Annotated in this window: 18 protein-coding genes; 7 read left to right on the forward strand and 11 right to left on the reverse strand. The window is 37.4% G+C overall.

Features of this window, described 5'->3' with window-relative positions; all coding sequences use genetic code 11:
- The first annotated feature begins 150 nt into the window (after positions 1-150).
- Entirely contained in the window at positions 151-402 is a 252-nt protein-coding gene (locus TE34_RS05530; RefSeq protein ID WP_047983830.1) for a hypothetical protein, read from the forward strand.
- Here the strand turns inward: TE34_RS05530 and TE34_RS05535 are convergent.
- The 3 genes from TE34_RS05535 to TE34_RS21605 form a co-directional block, all read right to left on the reverse strand.
- The gene (locus TE34_RS05535) at positions 397-765 is read right to left on the reverse strand and encodes a DUF423 domain-containing protein (protein WP_047983831.1); all 369 of its coding nucleotides are present in this window, start codon (positions 763-765) and stop codon (positions 397-399) included. The genes TE34_RS05530 and TE34_RS05535 overlap by 6 nt on opposite strands.
- 18 nt (positions 766-783) lie before the next feature.
- The gene (locus TE34_RS05540; RefSeq protein ID WP_047983832.1) at positions 784-1,092 is read right to left on the reverse strand and encodes a YwdI family protein; all 309 of its coding nucleotides are present in this window, start codon (positions 1,090-1,092) and stop codon (positions 784-786) included.
- Between the two features lie 176 nt (positions 1,093-1,268).
- Positions 1,269-1,400 (reverse strand): hypothetical protein, encoded by a 132-nt coding sequence (locus TE34_RS21605; protein ID WP_269083149.1) that lies wholly within the window; start codon positions 1,398-1,400, stop codon positions 1,269-1,271.
- A gap of 287 nt (positions 1,401-1,687) precedes the next feature.
- Between TE34_RS21605 and TE34_RS05545 the strand changes: the two genes are divergently transcribed.
- Positions 1,688-3,034 (forward strand): YjiH family protein, encoded by a 1,347-nt coding sequence (locus TE34_RS05545; protein WP_047983833.1) that lies wholly within the window; start codon positions 1,688-1,690, stop codon positions 3,032-3,034.
- An 88-nt stretch (positions 3,035-3,122) separates the two neighbouring features.
- Here the strand turns inward: TE34_RS05545 and TE34_RS05550 are convergent, their stop codons facing one another.
- Complete coding sequence (locus tag TE34_RS05550) at positions 3,123-4,133, reverse strand: acyltransferase family protein (RefSeq protein WP_047983834.1); 1,011 nt, start codon at positions 4,131-4,133, stop codon at positions 3,123-3,125.
- Positions 4,134-4,373: 240 nt separating this feature from the next.
- Positions 4,374-5,213 carry a non-homologous end joining protein Ku gene (gene ku / locus TE34_RS05555; protein WP_047983835.1) on the reverse strand — a complete coding sequence of 280 codons (840 nt, stop codon included), beginning with the start codon at positions 5,211-5,213 and terminating at the stop codon, positions 4,374-4,376.
- Positions 5,214-5,322: 109 nt separating this feature from the next.
- Here ku and TE34_RS05560 point away from each other — a divergent pair, with 109 nt between their 5' ends.
- The 3 genes from TE34_RS05560 (at position 5,323) to TE34_RS05570 (ending at position 8,036) form a co-directional block, all read left to right on the forward strand.
- Complete coding sequence (locus TE34_RS05560) at positions 5,323-7,134, forward strand: DNA ligase D (protein ID WP_047983836.1); 1,812 nt, start codon at positions 5,323-5,325, stop codon at positions 7,132-7,134.
- A 64-nt stretch (positions 7,135-7,198) separates the two neighbouring features.
- A complete protein-coding gene (locus TE34_RS05565) occupies positions 7,199-7,696 on the forward strand; it encodes a hypothetical protein (protein WP_047983837.1) in 498 nt (165 codons plus the stop codon).
- Positions 7,697-7,745: 49 nt separating this feature from the next.
- Positions 7,746-8,036: a hypothetical protein gene (locus tag TE34_RS05570; protein ID WP_047983838.1), complete on the forward strand. Its 291-nt coding sequence runs from the start codon at positions 7,746-7,748 to the stop codon at positions 8,034-8,036.
- Positions 8,037-8,109: 73 nt separating this feature from the next.
- Here the strand turns inward: TE34_RS05570 and TE34_RS05575 are convergent, their stop codons facing one another.
- From TE34_RS05575 to TE34_RS05595, 5 genes are all read right to left on the reverse strand, one after another.
- Positions 8,110-9,504: an L-cystine transporter gene (locus tag TE34_RS05575; protein ID WP_047983839.1), complete on the reverse strand. Its 1,395-nt coding sequence runs from the start codon at positions 9,502-9,504 to the stop codon at positions 8,110-8,112.
- A 201-nt stretch (positions 9,505-9,705) separates the two neighbouring features.
- Complete coding sequence (locus tag TE34_RS05580; protein WP_047983840.1) at positions 9,706-10,146, reverse strand: OsmC family protein; 441 nt, start codon at positions 10,144-10,146, stop codon at positions 9,706-9,708.
- Positions 10,147-10,166: 20 nt separating this feature from the next.
- A complete protein-coding gene (gene chrA / locus TE34_RS05585; RefSeq protein WP_047983841.1) occupies positions 10,167-11,342 on the reverse strand; it encodes a chromate efflux transporter in 1,176 nt (391 codons plus the stop codon).
- A gap of 152 nt (positions 11,343-11,494) precedes the next feature.
- Positions 11,495-11,857 carry a DUF488 domain-containing protein gene (locus tag TE34_RS05590; protein ID WP_047983842.1) on the reverse strand — a complete coding sequence of 121 codons (363 nt, stop codon included), beginning with the start codon at positions 11,855-11,857 and terminating at the stop codon, positions 11,495-11,497.
- 41 nt (positions 11,858-11,898) lie between these two features.
- The gene (locus TE34_RS05595; RefSeq protein WP_047983843.1) at positions 11,899-13,632 is read right to left on the reverse strand and encodes a phospho-sugar mutase; all 1,734 of its coding nucleotides are present in this window, start codon (positions 13,630-13,632) and stop codon (positions 11,899-11,901) included.
- A gap of 191 nt (positions 13,633-13,823) precedes the next feature.
- On the opposite strand from TE34_RS05595, the gene TE34_RS05600 reads away from it, so the two are divergent.
- The gene (locus TE34_RS05600; protein ID WP_047983844.1) at positions 13,824-14,906 is read left to right on the forward strand and encodes an AI-2E family transporter; all 1,083 of its coding nucleotides are present in this window, start codon (positions 13,824-13,826) and stop codon (positions 14,904-14,906) included.
- A gap of 246 nt (positions 14,907-15,152) precedes the next feature.
- Here TE34_RS05600 and TE34_RS05605 read toward each other — a convergent pair whose 3' ends face one another.
- On the reverse strand, positions 15,153-16,001 hold the full coding sequence (locus tag TE34_RS05605) for a GNAT family N-acetyltransferase (RefSeq protein ID WP_047983845.1): 849 nt from the start codon (positions 15,999-16,001) through the stop codon (positions 15,153-15,155).
- A 108-nt stretch (positions 16,002-16,109) separates the two neighbouring features.
- Between TE34_RS05605 and TE34_RS05610 the strand changes: the two genes are divergently transcribed.
- Positions 16,110-16,289, forward strand: coding sequence for an SE1832 family protein (locus TE34_RS05610; protein ID WP_047983846.1), 180 nt, complete (start codon positions 16,110-16,112; stop codon positions 16,287-16,289).
- Positions 16,290-16,321: the final 32 nt, after the last annotated feature.

Below are 16,321 nucleotides of genomic sequence, written 5' to 3' on the forward strand. Positions count from 1 at the left end.
AGGCATAGGTAAGACCCCGCAAGAGCTTTAGCTCTGAGGAGGCTTACCAGCCGCCCGCGGAAAGCGAAGTATATTTCCGGGGCGGGTTTTATGCACTAACTAAGACATTTAAGAATTACCTTTACATAATGAAATGATTGAGGCGATTTTATGCGACATCCATATGAAAAATTCATTCGAGGTGAACTTGTTGCGATTGGGCTAGCACTTGTCTTTGGCCTTATCGCCTTAATACAAGGAGTTTTCTTGCTCATTATTCTATGTCTTTACTTAGTTGCAGCAAGTCTCATATTCGATGGCCTGATTGCTATGAATATGCGCAACCAAGCCCATGGAGCAAAACAAATACTTCGGTCCGTACTGTTAATTTTACTGGCTACTTTTCTACTGATCTTCTTATAAAAACTTCATAATAGTATAACCGAGTAAAACCCAGCCAATTAAAAATGCCACGCCACCAAGTGGTGTTATCATCGCAAATGTTTTTATCATTGTAGTTGAATAGATATAAAGACTTCCAGAAAATAGAATGATCCCGATAAAGAATAACCAACCAGCCCATGACAAGCTACTAGCCTGGATTTTCAAGCCAATTATTCCTGTAGCTAATAAAGCAACCGTATGGAACATTTGATATGTAACAGCCTTTTCCCAGGTTCCTAGTGCTTTTTCTGTTAGCTTCCCTTCAAGTCCATGGGCACCAAATGCACCGAGTGCAACCGCAAGAAACCCATTAATTACGCCAAGTATTAGAAATATCTTCATAACCTTATCCTCTCCCTCTTAGAAGTCAAAAATAGAATCTCCAGTTCCTTCTTCATCGTCTAGCTCAATAGATTTTTTAAATGTTGTTTGTTGCGGTGGGTTAGGTGATTTTGACTCACCTATCATCGCTTTTAATTCTGCATCACTAATTTTAGTTGCCTCTTCTGTTGTACCTGCAGGCTGATCCTCGGCTGGTAGAAATAAGTCACATAGTAACCTTATATTTTCAATATGTTTTAGCATATCCGCTTGGCTATGCTGGTTTTGTTTAGCTTGTTGTAGCTCACGCATCAATTTCTGCAGAATTCTATCATTTTCAACTGCCACCTATGACACTCCTCTTTACTATTGTCGTCTTTTTCTATCATACCGAAAAGAATATGTATTATAAAGGAAAGTCTTTTACGTTTTTTGTACGAGTTGTATAATCACAAACAAAAAAGCCTTGAACACTCAAGACTTCGCTTTTATCCTAGGGAATATTTATATTATGTAAGAAAAAGTTAGGCAGTTTGCTCCTTTTTTTCTTCTAGATAGCGACTAAAAACCCATTGCAAAAACGTTACTTCATTTACGGTAAGCTTTCGATCTAACTTCTCTTGTATTTCTTTATGCATTTGCAAGTAGTTTTTCATACAGCCCTATTCCCCCTCTTTCTATGTATCATCTATATAGTACAATTTTTAGAATATATACACAACATTTTTCTATATAATTAGTTAATAATTACTATCCCCATATTATTAAAGTACCATTTTCTAAGTAAGTACTATACAAACAGAAGATCATGACCTCTATTATTCTATGAAGTTAATAAAAATACACTTTGACAAATATATATACAATAATTATACTAATTAACAGTGATTCAAATGTAGATTTTTCTACATACTAATAACAAACATGTACAAGGTGGCTTATCATGAGAAATTCTTACACATTTGGGGAACAGTTGAAATTTATTATTCCCTCTTTATTAGGTATATTACTATTTATTATTCCTGTTTCAACCGATGATGGTTTTACTATTCCAATAGCACTTTTGGCAAATTGGGTACAAGTTGAACTTGCTAGTCAGTTGTCTCTTATTATGATGATTATAATCACAATTACTGCTCTACTAACACTAGTAGCCAGAGTAATTGGCTATCATGGATTAGCAAAAACACCATTTTTCCAAAAGCTACTCTATGTCAATTGGTTTTGGACGATTACTAGAGTACTCGCTGCAGTGTTTGCCATTATGGTTTATTTTAAAATTGGACCAGAAGCAATTCATGGTGAAGACACGGGTCAATTATTATTAGATAGCCTATTACATGTCCTTTTCGCCGTTTTCTTATTTGCTGGTATTTTCCTTCCTCTTTTAATGAACTTTGGCTTAATGGAACTGTTTGGCACGTTAACAACCAAACTAATGCGCCCGTTATTCAAGCTTCCAGGAAGATCTTCCATTGATGCACTTGCATCATGGGTCGGTGATGGAACAATCGGTGTGTTACTGACAAGTAAACAATATGAAGAAGGCTATTATACAAAACGTGAGGCAGCAGTCATCGGTACAACCTTCTCTGTCGTATCGATCACCTTTTCATTGGTGGTCATTACAGAGGTTGGATTAGGGTCTATGTTCGTCCCGTTTTATGTAACAGTTCTTATTGCTGGGTTAGTTGCTGCGTTAATTATGCCTAGAATCCCACCTCTTTCCCGGAAAGCCGATACGTATGTAAATGAACAGGCTACTGGGATTAAGGAAGAAATTCCTGAGGGTCATAATTCTTTCACGTTCGGTTATGAAAAAGCGATTAACCGAGCAAAACGCGAAACTAGCTTTTATCAGTTTATGAAGGAAGGAAGCCAAAACGTACTAGATATGTGGATGGGTGTGGCGCCAGTCGTAATGGCATTTGGTTTAGTTGCACTAATTATTGCCGAGTACACACCGGTATTTCAATGGTTAGGCATGCCATTTATTCCAATTCTAGAGCTAATGCAAGTTCCATATGCAGCAGAGGCATCGGAAACGATTCTCATAGGTTTTGCAGACATGTTTCTACCAGCAGTAATCGGCGCATCGATTGAAGCAGAAATTACGCGATTCATCATTGCCGCCCTATCCGTAACACAGCTAATATACATGTCAGAAGTTGGAGGACTTTTACTAGGATCCAAAGTCCCAGTATCCTTCAAAGACTTAGCAATCATCTTCCTACTAAGAACAATCATTACACTACCAATCATTGTTCTAATTGCACATATCATTTTCTAACTGAAAGCAAAAAACCAAACCTGGGGCACAGGTTTGGTTTTTTTATACTTTCTAGAAAAAGGGGGGCTACTTATATATACGAATGTTTTTAAGAAATAGTTTCACTTTTACGTGAAGTCATTACCAACTTTTTCAAATAACTAAATCTACATTCAATAAATGGTTGGCTAAAGGTTATTACTGGTTTACTGGACAACAAGAGAACGATGATAAAAGAAACACCAGCAAGACCAATGATGTCAAATGGAGTTAGAACCTCAAACACATCATACGCTCGGAAATACTGGATAATAAACCCGTGTAATAAATAAACATATAGAGTTCTTTCTCCTAATTTTGTAAAACTATAATGTTTTCTCGGAACCCACGCAAGTACACTTGCTGCCATTAAGGTTGACGTGACATAAACAAGCAGTCTAGCAACCCCACCAAACTCTTGCATACCTAGATCAAAATACGATTTAGAGGCAAGTAACCAACCCGTATTAATCTCGGGAGCTATATAAATGGCAATAGCGATTATTCCCATAACACCTATTGAAATGAATTTTGCAGTTCTACGCTTAACTAACATTAAATGCTCTTCTTTTAACCAATAACCTAGTAGGAAGAATGGAAAGAATACAAATGTCCTAGATAAGCTAAACGAGTGCCCTACCGCTGCTAAATAACCGACAGAGATACCTAGCAATACTGCGAGTGTCAGACTAGCATAGGCAGGAAATCTTTTAAATAAAATTAATAGAATATGCCAACAAAATAAGCTAATTAAGAACCATAAAGACCAATGCGGATAAAAGATATCAGTTAGCCAATTGGATTTCCCGATAAAGTAATAATAGGAAGAGTAAATTAATTGAAAAATTATATATGGCAGTAATAGCTTTCTAGCTAACTTTAAAATGTATCCTTTATTTCCAAATCCTTTTGCGAAAAAGCCCGCTAAGAATATAAATGCTGGCATATGAAACGTGTATATCCATGTGTATAACGTATGCATTCCAACAGAGCCATCAATAAACGGCTGGATTGCATGCCCGAATACCACTAAGAAAATTAACAGTACTTTTGCATTATCAAAATATGCGTTACGCTCCAAGATGCTCATTCCTTTACATTAAATTTCGGTGGTATTACTTTTCTACCCACTTCGGAATAGTAATACGCATTGTCCCACACGATTTAGTGTGGTTGTTAACGACATGTAAAGGCATTGAAAGATTGATACTGGACTGTAATGTATGTATTTGGGTTGATTGGGTAATTAACGTAATTTATCAAATAAAAAAGTGATTAGAAACAAACTCTAATCACTGGAGTAATCGTTTATAAATTTCGCTTACTGTGCTGCTTTCTTCTTAGCTGCCGTTTTCCTCTTCTTCGGTTGGGATGGTTTTGGTTTGTCCTTTTTCGCTCTTTCTAACGATGCTTGTAATGCTCCCATTAAGTCTGTTACATTATCTGCTTTAGGTTTATCTTTTGCCGTTGCTGTTTGATCTGCATTTTTCTTTTCTTCAATTAGATCTAATAGTGCTGTACGATATTCATCCTTATATTTTTCTGGATCAAATTCCGTTGTTAATTGGTCAATTAACATTTTTGCTGTATCTAATTCCTTTTTCGCAATCTCCACATTCTCTGGTATATTCGGAACCTCAGCTACATCTCTCACCTCATCTGGATAGTGGATGGTTTCGACGATTAACGTATTTTTATAAATACGAATAACCGCAAGCTGCTCTTTAGAACGTATCATCATTTTAGCAACGCCAATTTTACCACTTTCCTCAAGGGCAGCACGTAATAAGCCATATGCTTTACCACCACCGTCATTCGGTGACAAATAATAGCTTTTTTCAAAATAAATCGGGTCAATGTCCTCTAATTTTACAAAATCAATGATTTCGACAGCCCGGTCCTCTTGCTCCTTCTTTAATTCAGCAAGATCCTCATCATCTAAGATGACAAATTTATTTTTCGCGTACTCATATCCTTTTACAATGTCATCTGTTCCAATTTCTTTTTCACAAACCGGGCATACTTTTTCATATTTAATTGGTGATTTACATTCCTTATGGAGCTGTCTTAAGGAAACGTCTTTATTCTCGGTAGCTGCATGCATTTTAACCGGGATATTTACAAGTCCGAAGCTAATGGTACCCTTCCACATCGTATGCATTACGATACCTCCCTTTTTCCATAGTTTGTCGAACTTAACAATTTTTAATCCATACCTGATTAATTTACCTGTTTTTCACCCATCTTATAGGTGAAGGGAGTTGTACATAATGGATGTAATGAAGCCTATCGCCAGTAAGGATATACCATTAGGAAAAGAATGGCTGTATGAAGTCAAATATGACGGGTTCCGCTGTGTACTCCATTGGGAGAAAAATAGGGAAATAAAGCTGATTAGTAAAAATAAAAACGATTTGACGCCTCAATTCCCAGAAATCGTAGCCTTCTGTCGAGAAAAATCCGAATCCATAAAGAAACTTCTACCGGTCACCATCGATAGTGAACTCGTTATATTAAATAACCGATATCAATCAAATTTCTCTAGTATTCAAAAGCGAGGCCGATTAAAAAATAAAGATTCCATCCAAAAAGCAGCAACGAACCGACCAGCAACCTTACTGGCATTTGATCTTTTACAATTATCCGGGAAAGACTTGTCCAAAAAGCCGTTTGAGGAACGAAAAAAGCAATTAACATCATTCTTCGACAAAGCAGAAATTCGTCGTGATTTGTGGAATCGCATTGGATATATTGAAGCTTTTGAAAATGCGGATGAATTGTGGAAGATTATCTTCGACCATAAAGGTGAAGGAATGATTGCCAAACGAAAGAAAAGCTCTTATCGTGCGGGAAAAGCCCATCAAGACTGGTACAAAATTAAAAACTGGCGATTAATTCATGGATTTTTGACAGCATATGACAGTAAAAATGGTTATTTTACTGTTCAAGTGTATGATGAACAAGAACAATATACTATCGGAAAATGTAAGCATGGCCTAAATGATGATGATTTTGACACGGTCAAGAAACTGTTTATTGCTAATGGTGAAAAGAAAGGCGTTCATTACTCACTTCCACCAGCTATATGCGCAGCTATTCATACGTTGGATATTTACCAAGGAGAGCTAAGAGAGCCAGAATTTGAGCGAATAGCGCCCGAGCTCAAACCAGAGGAATGCACGAAAGAACGGCTTCAGTTAGATTTAGCAATGCTGCCAGAGATTATCGATTTTGCCAATACCGATAAGTTGTATTGGCCAGATGTTCCATTAACAAAGGGAAATTTCTTAGCCTACATTCGGGAGATTTCTCCTTATATGCTACCATTCTTAAATAACCGTGCATTAACGACCATCCGTTGTCCAGATGGTGTGAACGAAGAGTCATTTTTTCAAAAGCACCTCCCCTCTTATGCACCAGAATTTATCAAAGGAATTGGTAAGGGGGAAGAAAAGCTAATCGTTTGTGATTCCATTGAAACGTTGCTCTGGTTTGCCAATCATGGGGCACTTGAATTCCATGTCCCATTTCAACATGTGAACAGCAATCAACCTAAGGAAATTGTCTTTGACCTTGACCCACCAGGCAGAGATGAATTTTCATGGGCAATAACAGCTGGACTTATCATCAAACAGTTACTAGATGATCTTCAACTACGATCACTCGTTAAAACGTCTGGAAATAAAGGGCTTCAAATTCACATTCCAATCCCAGAAGGAAGTATGACTTATGAGGATACGGGAGTGTTTACACAGGCAATTGCTTATACCGTTGAAAACCAGCATCCAGATTTGTTCACAACAGAACGAATGAAGAATAAACGCCAAGGTAGGTTGTATATTGATTATGTACAACATGGTAAGGATAAAACATTAATCGCGCCATACTCCACTAGAAAAACTACGGATGGAACTGTCGCTACTCCACTATACTGGGAGGAAGTTACCGAGGATCTAAGACCTGAAATGTTTACGATAGAAAACGTAGTAGAGCGCGTTCAGCGTATCGGTTGTCCATTTCAAGATTACGATACTGCTGCTATGGACCAAAATTTGGATTTAGTCATGAATTTAATCCGATGAAACTATTTGAATATTCCCTATACTTTAGTAAGATGGAGTTAGCTGGATGTTTGGGGGGATATTTATGTTTACCATATCTAGAAGTAAAATCATTTTTTCTATTTTGCTATTTTCCACTCTCATTTACAGTATTCTGTTTATAGTGAACGTAACCGCAAACCCAACATTCCATGCAACTGTAACTTTGTCTGAAATTAGTGAAGCGGAATTAACTGAGTCCATACAACAGGAGTTTATTCAAGAAAATAACCTCACTACTGATAAACTACGGAAATTAGAAGTCAACGTGGATGTAGAGAAGAATTGGCTCATGAATAGTATCGAGATTACTATTCCAAATCTTGTTATGGAAGTCGACCAATATGATGGAAAAATCCGCTCCTACCGAGCAGGATATCATCAAGGCGAAAATACCGCTTATCACTATGTTCTATTTAAATATGAAGACTTAAGTAAGCACGAATTAAAAGAAATCCTTCAGAATCAATTAATACAAATTGAATGGATAGAAAACGGTGAGAAACAACTTCATGAGATTAACATCAGTAACTTGTTAGATTAACTATAACAATTAGTAAGATAGTTTAATGAAAAATAAAGGGGCTGTTTTCATGTATTTCACAATCATTCTATCCTCACTGTTTATCTCGACTTTATTATCGGTATGGATATTCAATAAGACCAATCAAAAGTTACTTAGTATTATAGCTACCTTCCTTATAAATACTTTAATTATCGGTACATCGACTTGGGCTATAAACTTTGTGGATGTAGAAGCAAAAATATTTGGAATTAGTAATTCGGGCTATTATTATCTAATATTTACTATTCCAATAATCTCTTGGATTAGCGCTATTCTAATTTTAGTGTGGGCTAAAAAAGGTACAGAGCAACAAGTTTGATGTTAAAGCTAAAATCCCTACTACTTTTCAACAAAAAAAGCCGTTCCTGGCAGTCAGGAACGGCTTTTTGCTTTTATATAGAACTACCTTCTTCAATAGCAGTTTTATCGTTAAATATTTTCGAGTTAAACGTACCTAAAATACGAGAAGTTAGTGTACCGGAAACCATTGCACCATTAACATTCAATGCGGTACGTCCCATATCAATAAACGCTTCAATTGAGATTAAAAGACCAGCTAAACCAACTGGTAACCCCATAGACGAAAGAACGATTAGTGCAGCAAATGTTGCTCCACCACCAACACCAGCAATACCAAATGAACTAAATCCAATGATTAGTACTAGTGGAACTAAGAATTCCCAAGTTAATGGATCTATACCTACAGATGGTGCAATCATAACTGCTAACATTGCTGGGTAGATTCCTGCACAACCATTTTGACCCATTGTCGCACCAAAGGATGCAGACATATTTGCAACACCCTCTTCTACACCGACAGCATTTTTCTGTGCTGAGATATTCAAAGGAATCGTTCCGGCACTAGAACGAGATGTGAATGCAAAGCTTAATACAGGGATTACTTTTCTTAAGTAGGTCATTGGGTTTAAACCGAATACGCCTACTAAGATTAGTTGAATGATAAACATCACACCTAAAGCAACATAAGAAGCTAATACAAATTTACCAAGCTCTAAGATTCCAGCAAAGTCTGTGCTTGCAACCGTATTTGCCATCAGGGCTAAAATACCATACGGTGTTAAACGTAGAACTAACGTAACGATACGCATGACAACGCCGTACACTGCGTTAACCATTTTTGTAAAGGTTTCAGCTTGTTCTGGATTCTTTCTACGTAATCCAATTACTGCAATCCCTACAAAAATAGAGAAGATTACAACCGCGATAACGGATGTTGAACGCGCTCCTGTCATATCTAAGAAAATATTTGATGGAATAAAGTTTAATATACGTTGCGGTGTGGAAACATTTTCTACACTTGTAGAATATCTTTCCTCTAATGATTCAGCACGTGCTTGTTCTGCTTCCCCTGCAGTAATTTGTTCTGCATTTAAATCAAATAGAGTTGCAGCCCCGACACCAATTAATGCAGCAACCATTGTAGTTGCGATTAAAATACCAATAATCCAGCCTGCCATTTTACCAAGCTGAGCTGTTTTTTCCAAGTTAGTAATTGCTTGGATAATAGATACCATTACTAGCGGAACGACAATCATCATTAAGAAGCTAATATAGCCACGACCAACAATATTGTACCATCCTGTAGTTTCTACTAATGTTTCCGATCCACTTCCATAGATCCATTGTAGAACTGCACCTAGCACAATACCTAAACCTAAACCTGTAAATACTCGTTTCGTAAAGGAAACATGCTTGCGTTGCATTGTAATTAATAAACCGATTATCGCAAGTAGAGCGATAATATTTAAAATGACCATCCAGTTCATGTTAATTCCCCCTGTTATTTTTTACTACTATATGCATTCCATCATTGTACCGCTATTAAAATATATTATTCCGATAAAAATACTATGACTTTAATAAGATACAATGCTTTTTATCATGTGTCAAGGGAGGAAACCCAACGAAAGTGACAAATTGTAACCTAGAAGGGACACTACGATTGATACGTAGTGTCCCCCAAATATTTATAAAATATTTTCTTCCAGCTCTAACTCCACATTGCCTTCTAATGCGCGAGAAATCATACAAGACTTTTCTGCTTTATGAACTAATTTCTTGAGCAATTCATATTCCTTTTCCGTTGCTCCTTCTTTTAGAGCGACCGTTGGTTTGTGAATAATTTTCTTATATGTGAATACACCATTGGTAACATCAACAATTCCCTCTGACTCTAGAGACATTTCTTTTAGTGGAAGATGTGCTCGCTCGATCATTGCAGCTAAGGTAATAATATAACATGTCGCAGCCGCTCCGAGAAGCATTTCATCTGGATTTGTTCCAACTCCTGGTCCATCCATTTCAGTTGGAATCGAGATCTTTGTTTTTAAGTTTCCAGCATCGATATTGCCCTCACTATTTCTACCACCTGGCCAATCAGCTTTTAAATGAAAATGATGTTCTGCCATGAATTACACCTCAAATCTTTTTATAATACGTAGTGCATGACTTCTCCCAACACTACCCCGATGATTACAATTAGCCATGCTGGTGTTTTCCAAAAATACAGCATAACGAATAGAATGGCAGCTAACGAGAAACTAGCAGCATTGGTAATCGCACTAGTGAATACAGGATCATAAAAAGCCGCAAGTAAAATACCTACTACACTAGCGTTCACTCCTGTTAAAATCCCTTGGAAGCTTTTATGCTTACGTAGTTCACTTAAAAATGGTAGTGCGCCGATGATTAAAAGAAATGAAGGTAGGAACATTGCAATCGTTGCGATAATACCACCTATTAAACCACTTATCATCGTTCCGAGGTAACTCGCAAACGTAAATAATGGACCGGGCACTGCTTGGGCCATCCCATAACCAGCAAGAAATTCACTACTTGTCAGTAAGCCATTAGGTACTACTTCTTGTTCTAATAAAGGTAGAACGACGTGTCCTCCACCAAACACGATAGAACCAACACGGAAAAAGGTATCGAATATGCTAACATATTGGTTATTCATTGCCTGTGCAGCGATAGGAAGTCCTATCAATAATACTACTAATAAAGATAAAGATATGATTCCTTGCCTTTTCGAAATCGAAACGGTGAATGTTTTTACCTTTGACTCTGCATCTTTAGAAAATAGAAAATACCCTATAATTGCAGCTCCTACAATAACAGCGATTTGTACTAAAGCAGACGGGAATAATAACATAATTAACATCGCTACAACTGCCATAGCAATACGCGGTTTATCAGGAGTAAGCTTTTTCCCCATGCCAAGAACAGCATGAAGTACTACCGCGACGGCTACAATTTTTAAGCTCGTAATAAATGTCGCATCTCCTAAAGCAAAGGATTGAAACGCCATTGCAAATAGAATCAGGACAATGACAGATGGTATTGTGAATCCAAACCATGAAACAACACCACCTAATAATCCGCCACGTAACATGCCTATTGCAATACCTACCTGGCTACTAGCCGGGCCCGGTAGAAACTGACAAAGTGCGATGATATCGGCATAGGTTTTATCATCTAACCACTTTCGCTTATCGATATATTCATTCTTAAAATAGCCTAAATGGGCAACAGGTCCCCCAAAACTCGTTAAACCAAGCTTTAACGACGTTCCTAAGATTTCGAGTAAAGAATTTTTCTTCATATGTCCCTCCAATTGAAGTAGTTTTTTCTAAGGTAACATATAATTTTGATTTATACGTAAAATTTACACAGAATTTACAATATGAACTTTCATGTTCTTCGTATAATGTAATGGGAATTAAGAGGATAAGAATAGGACTAATATCCACATCCTCAATTAGCTTCAAGTAATTCCTTTAATACAACCGCTTGATTATTCTCTTCATCTTTTGCTCCAAACAATAAGGTTACTCTCCCCTCTTGGTTAGAGACGATCTCGAATAAATGATTGAGAGTTTCTTTCTGTAATCCACGCTTAAGTTCTTCTAGATATTTTTCTTTGAATGACTCAAATTGGTACTCACCACCATGAAACGACTTCCGCAACTCGTTCGATGGCGCGATTTCTTTTAACCAATAATCTAGTTTTGCTTTTTCTTTGGAAAACACTCTTGGCCATAAACGGTCAACTAAAATACGTAAACCATCGTCTTCATTAACATCGCTATAGATGCGTTTACATACAATTTCCACCATATCGTACCTCCAAAAAAATCACCCTCACGAGGAGGATGATTTTATGCAATAATTTCATTCATGACTTGATTCATTTTTTCCTTTAAGGCTGCTAGCGTCTTTTCGCTTTCCGCTAGAGTCGTACCACATGTTCCAAAGTAGCATTTAATTTTCGGCTCTGTACCTGATGGTCTTAGGCAGACCCAGCTATTTGCTTCTAGCACAAACTTAAGTACATTTTCTTGCGGAAGCTCGATTGTTTCCGTCTCACCACTAACTAGGTTATGACGTTTGCTTGTTACATAATCCTCAACCTGTTCAACAGAAAAGCCGGCTATTTCCTTAAATGGATTATTACGGATGGTATTCATAATGAGCGCAATTTTCTCTGTTCCTTCTTTTCCTTTTAATGTTAGTGAAGACATGCCTTCCCGATAATAACCATGCTTCTCGTATAGGTCTTCCAGTGCATCCAGTAACGTCTTCCCTTGCTTATTCCAATAGTAAGCCATCTCTGTTGCCATTACAGCCGCTTGGACAGCATCCTTATCACGAGCAAAGCTTGCAATTAAGTAACCATAGCTTTCTTCATAACCAAAAGCAAAGGCTTCACCAGTAGAATCAAATTGATGAATTTTTTCTCCAATATATTTAAATCCAGTAAGTGTGTTAATTGTTTTAACTCCATAGGATTCTGCAATAGTTTGACCTAATTCAGAAGTAACAATCGTCTTTAGTACCCGTGCATTAGAAAAAAGTACTTGATCCGTATGAGATAAAATATAATCGATTAGAAGAGCGCCTAACTGATTCCCAGTTAAAACCGTGTAGCCACCTGATGATTCTTTCACCGCTACACCTAATCGATCCGCATCGGGGTCAGTCCCCAATAAAATATCCGCATCCACCTTTTTGCCGAGTTCAATTGCCATCGTAAAAGCTTGATGTTCTTCTGGGTTTGGTGAGGCTACGGTTGAAAATTCAGGGTCGGGTTCGGCTTGTTCCTCGACTACATATACGTTATTAAAGTTTAACTGCTCTAACCCTTTCGTAACTAAGGAGTAAGCTGTACCGTGCAACGGAGTAAAGACGATGTTCAAATCTTTATCCTGCTCGACTTCTGCATCATCCAATTTAGATATTTGGCGCAATCTTTCTAGGTATGCATTGTCCACTTCATCTTTTAACCATACTAATCGCCCACTATTTTCAATTTCTTCTTGTTCTAGAACAGGGATTTCCAATTCATTTTCAATCTCCTGAATCGCTTCAATAATTTTATTTGCTTCATCGGGAACCATCTGCCCACCGTCTTCGTTATACACTTTAAATCCATTATATTCAGGTGGGTTGTGACTAGCCGTAATCATAGCGCCAGCAGCTGTTCCTAAGTAACGAACGGCAAATGATAATAAAGGAGTCGGTCTTAATGATTGGAAGACATACGTCCTTATTCCAAATGCTCCAAGAGTTTTAGCTGTTTCAATGGCGAACTCCCGCGACATATAACGGGAATCATATGCCACAACCACACCACGATCCTTCACATTCACCGTGTTTTCTAATAGATATTTTGCCAGTCCGTACACCGCTTTACGAATGGTGTATATGTTCATTCGGTTGGTTCCAACTCCTAGTACACCACGTATACCACCAGTTCCAAAAGTTAGTTCCTTATAAAAAGCATCTTCTAATTTTTCTCCATCTGATTGTAGTGCTCTTAATTCTTGTCTGAGATTCGTATCTAAATCTTGAAATGTATTCCATTTATCAAAGACTGACTTCCAATTAGTCATCTAAAATATCCTCCAACATTATAATATGCCCAAATTTTAACATAAAATCTTCCATTAATCTAATGGACTACCAGGGCTGTTTAAATTTGTTCCGTTTAGGTAAGAATTTAATATAGTTTTATCTTACTTCTTTAATGCGAAATGGATAAAAATACTATATGATTACCATAAAGAGAGAAGGTGTGTTGAACATGTTAAGCAAACGCTGGTTTCAAATGCTTGTAGCATTTATTCTAGTCTTTCTATTAATCTTACTCATTTATCATACACGATTTATATTTGATCCTATTCTAAAGTATATTGGAGCTGTGGCATTTCCGTTTATTGCTGCTGGCCTACTCTTTTACTTAACCAAGCCTTTAATGAAGCTATTACTGAAATACAAGACGCCGAAGATTCTAGCAATCCTTCTAGTATTTGCTGTGCTTATATTAGTAGGTTATGTGTTTACTATTTTCATTATCCCTATCGCACAAGATCAATATACGAAGTTTGTACAGAATATACCCGCAATGCTGAAAGGCGCAGAAGATGTTATTAATTATGTCCAAACGAATCAAAATTTCATACCAAAAGAAGTTGAAGATACGATTGATAATATGATTGCTAATATTCAAACCTACATAGAAGGCTTCATGACATTTTTATTTAGTTTTATTAGCCAAGTCATCGGGTTTGTATTTACGCTTGTGTTAGTACCATTCTTCTTATTCTTTATGCTAAAAGATGGCGATAAGTTCATTCCCTTTGTCACCCAAATATTCGAAGCGAAAAAAGCTAGTAACCTACGTAATTTATTACAAAAAATTGACCATACACTTTCCGCTTATATCCAGGGTCAACTACTTGTTAGCTTAAGTATTGGGGTCATGCTGTTTATCGGTTATTTAATCATTGATCTCAGCTATGCTTTTTCACTAGCATTGTTTGGTATGATGATGTGTGTTGTACCATTTATAGGTCCCTTTATTGCTGTTGTTCCAGCAATCCTTGTCGGGGCATTTCAGGACCCGATGAATGTGGTGTGGATTGCCATTATCATGATCATCGCACAACAAATTGAAGGTAATTTTATTTCGCCTAATATTATGGGGCATGTCCTACGTATCCACCCGTTGACGATTATTACGATTATTTTGGCTGCAGGTAGCATCGCTGGCTTTATCGGCATCCTACTCGCAGTTCCATTTTATGCCGTTGTAAAAGCGATTATTGTGCATTTCTATGAGACGTTTAAAGACACGCGGAAAAATAAGGAAGATGCATTGATATGATTAAAAGCGACAGTTCTTGGGCTGTCGCTTTTTATTGTGGCTAGGCGTATTCACATTTGGTTGATGTCGGCTGGGTTTTGGTTGATAATCGCTAGTTTTGGTTGATATTTTCTAAGTTTGGTTGATGTTCTCAAACAAACGGTTGATGTTCTTCGAAAATGGTTGATACTCTCCAGTTTTCGGTTGATACTCCCCCACTTTTGGTTGAAGCGCCCCGATATGCGGTTAATACCAATCGATAAAACCTCACCCAAAGTAATACTCAACCGACTCCCCAACATCATAATAGCCAATCTTTCGGTAAATGCTATTGGAGGTAGGGTTAGTTGCATCCGTATATAAACTACAAAACTGAAAACCGTCATTTAATAGTTTCTGAGATAAAGCAGCGACTGCATTTGTTGCATGCCCTTTACGCTTATGTTCATCTGGTGTAAACACCGCATTTACAGTCGCCCCGTTCTTTGTTCTTCTGGAGTTATTTGCCATGGATACAATCTCATCATTGACGCTCCACAGATACAGCGACTGATTCTGAATATACGTTCTTGCCATGCTATCCGCTTGTGGTTTAGTGATGGCTACATTTGCTTGCTCTCCAAATTGATACAGCCATTCGCGCACCGTTGATAAATGTCTATCAGTAGCTGGAAATAATTCACCATCTGGATTAGGGACAACTTTCACTTCATCCAGTTGATAAATTAATTGTTTCATATGTAAATCTGCCTTTTTTCCAGTCAGTTCCTTCCACCGCTCCACAAAGTGATTAGCCTGCGCTACTTGGCCGATAACTCCTGGCACTGGATATTTATGCTGGTATAAAAATTGTGTAACAGCTTGAATAACATCTTCTCGAGGATGTTTCACGCTCGCTAAAATCCACTTATTCGGAGGAGTTTGCATAAATGCATAAATCGCTTTTCCATCCTCTTCCACGATCCCTAGACGAATTCCATCGGAGTAAATGCCAATATTATTTCTTCCACGTTCTAATAAACCTAACATTAGGTTATTTAACACTTCTTGTTCCAACAATAATTCTTCGACTCTCTCCAGAAACCGCTTAATAGATGTTTCTAGTAATACCTTCATGCAATAAGCCCCCTTTATATGGTAAATTTAGATAAGTTAATTCATTTTACACTAATCGGTTGTTTTGTTAAAGGGTTCGCGCTAAACTTAGCGTAAGGGGTGAGTAACATGACAGAAAAAGAACTACTTCATAAGCTAGATGAACTTAAATCAGATTATGTTCGGATTCAGAGTGATTTAGATAAGCTAGTCTATGTACGAGGAAGAGCTTCCTCTGCCCAAGAGCAGCTGGTACGTATTGAAGAAGAAATCGCTGAGGTACGTAAGCAGTTAGAAGCATTTGAATAAGAGCGCATAACCGTTATGGTTTATGCGCTCTC

It is taken from the genome of Ornithinibacillus californiensis (assembly GCF_001038485.1).
In the GTDB taxonomy this organism is placed as follows: domain Bacteria; phylum Bacillota; class Bacilli; order Bacillales; family Amphibacillaceae; genus Ornithinibacillus; species Ornithinibacillus californiensis.

Coding starts and splice junctions, on each gene's coding strand:
- TE34_RS05595 (WP_047983843.1), bottom strand. CDS start 13,632: ATGACTAATTGGAAGTCAGTCTTTGATAAATGGAATACATTTCAAGAT.
- TE34_RS05530 (WP_047983830.1), top strand. CDS start 151: ATGCGACATCCATATGAAAAATTCATTCGAGGTGAACTTGTTGCGATT.
- TE34_RS05610 (WP_047983846.1), top strand. CDS start 16,110: ATGACAGAAAAAGAACTACTTCATAAGCTAGATGAACTTAAATCAGAT.
- TE34_RS21605 (WP_269083149.1), bottom strand. CDS start 1,400: ATGAAAAACTACTTGCAAATGCATAAAGAAATACAAGAGAAGTTAGAT.
- TE34_RS05560 (WP_047983836.1), top strand. CDS start 5,323: ATGGATGTAATGAAGCCTATCGCCAGTAAGGATATACCATTAGGAAAA.
- TE34_RS05575 (WP_047983839.1), bottom strand. CDS start 9,504: ATGAACTGGATGGTCATTTTAAATATTATCGCTCTACTTGCGATAATC.
- TE34_RS05600 (WP_047983844.1), top strand. CDS start 13,824: ATGTTAAGCAAACGCTGGTTTCAAATGCTTGTAGCATTTATTCTAGTC.
- chrA (WP_047983841.1), bottom strand. CDS start 11,342: ATGAAGAAAAATTCTTTACTCGAAATCTTAGGAACGTCGTTAAAGCTT.
- TE34_RS05605 (WP_047983845.1), bottom strand. CDS start 16,001: ATGAAGGTATTACTAGAAACATCTATTAAGCGGTTTCTGGAGAGAGTC.
- ku (WP_047983835.1), bottom strand. CDS start 5,213: ATGCATACGATGTGGAAGGGTACCATTAGCTTCGGACTTGTAAATATC.
- TE34_RS05590 (WP_047983842.1), bottom strand. CDS start 11,857: ATGGTGGAAATTGTATGTAAACGCATCTATAGCGATGTTAATGAAGAC.
- TE34_RS05580 (WP_047983840.1), bottom strand. CDS start 10,146: ATGGCAGAACATCATTTTCATTTAAAAGCTGATTGGCCAGGTGGTAGA.
- TE34_RS05535 (WP_047983831.1), bottom strand. CDS start 765: ATGAAGATATTTCTAATACTTGGCGTAATTAATGGGTTTCTTGCGGTT.
- TE34_RS05545 (WP_047983833.1), top strand. CDS start 1,688: ATGAGAAATTCTTACACATTTGGGGAACAGTTGAAATTTATTATTCCC.
- TE34_RS05565 (WP_047983837.1), top strand. CDS start 7,199: ATGTTTACCATATCTAGAAGTAAAATCATTTTTTCTATTTTGCTATTT.
- TE34_RS05570 (WP_047983838.1), top strand. CDS start 7,746: ATGTATTTCACAATCATTCTATCCTCACTGTTTATCTCGACTTTATTA.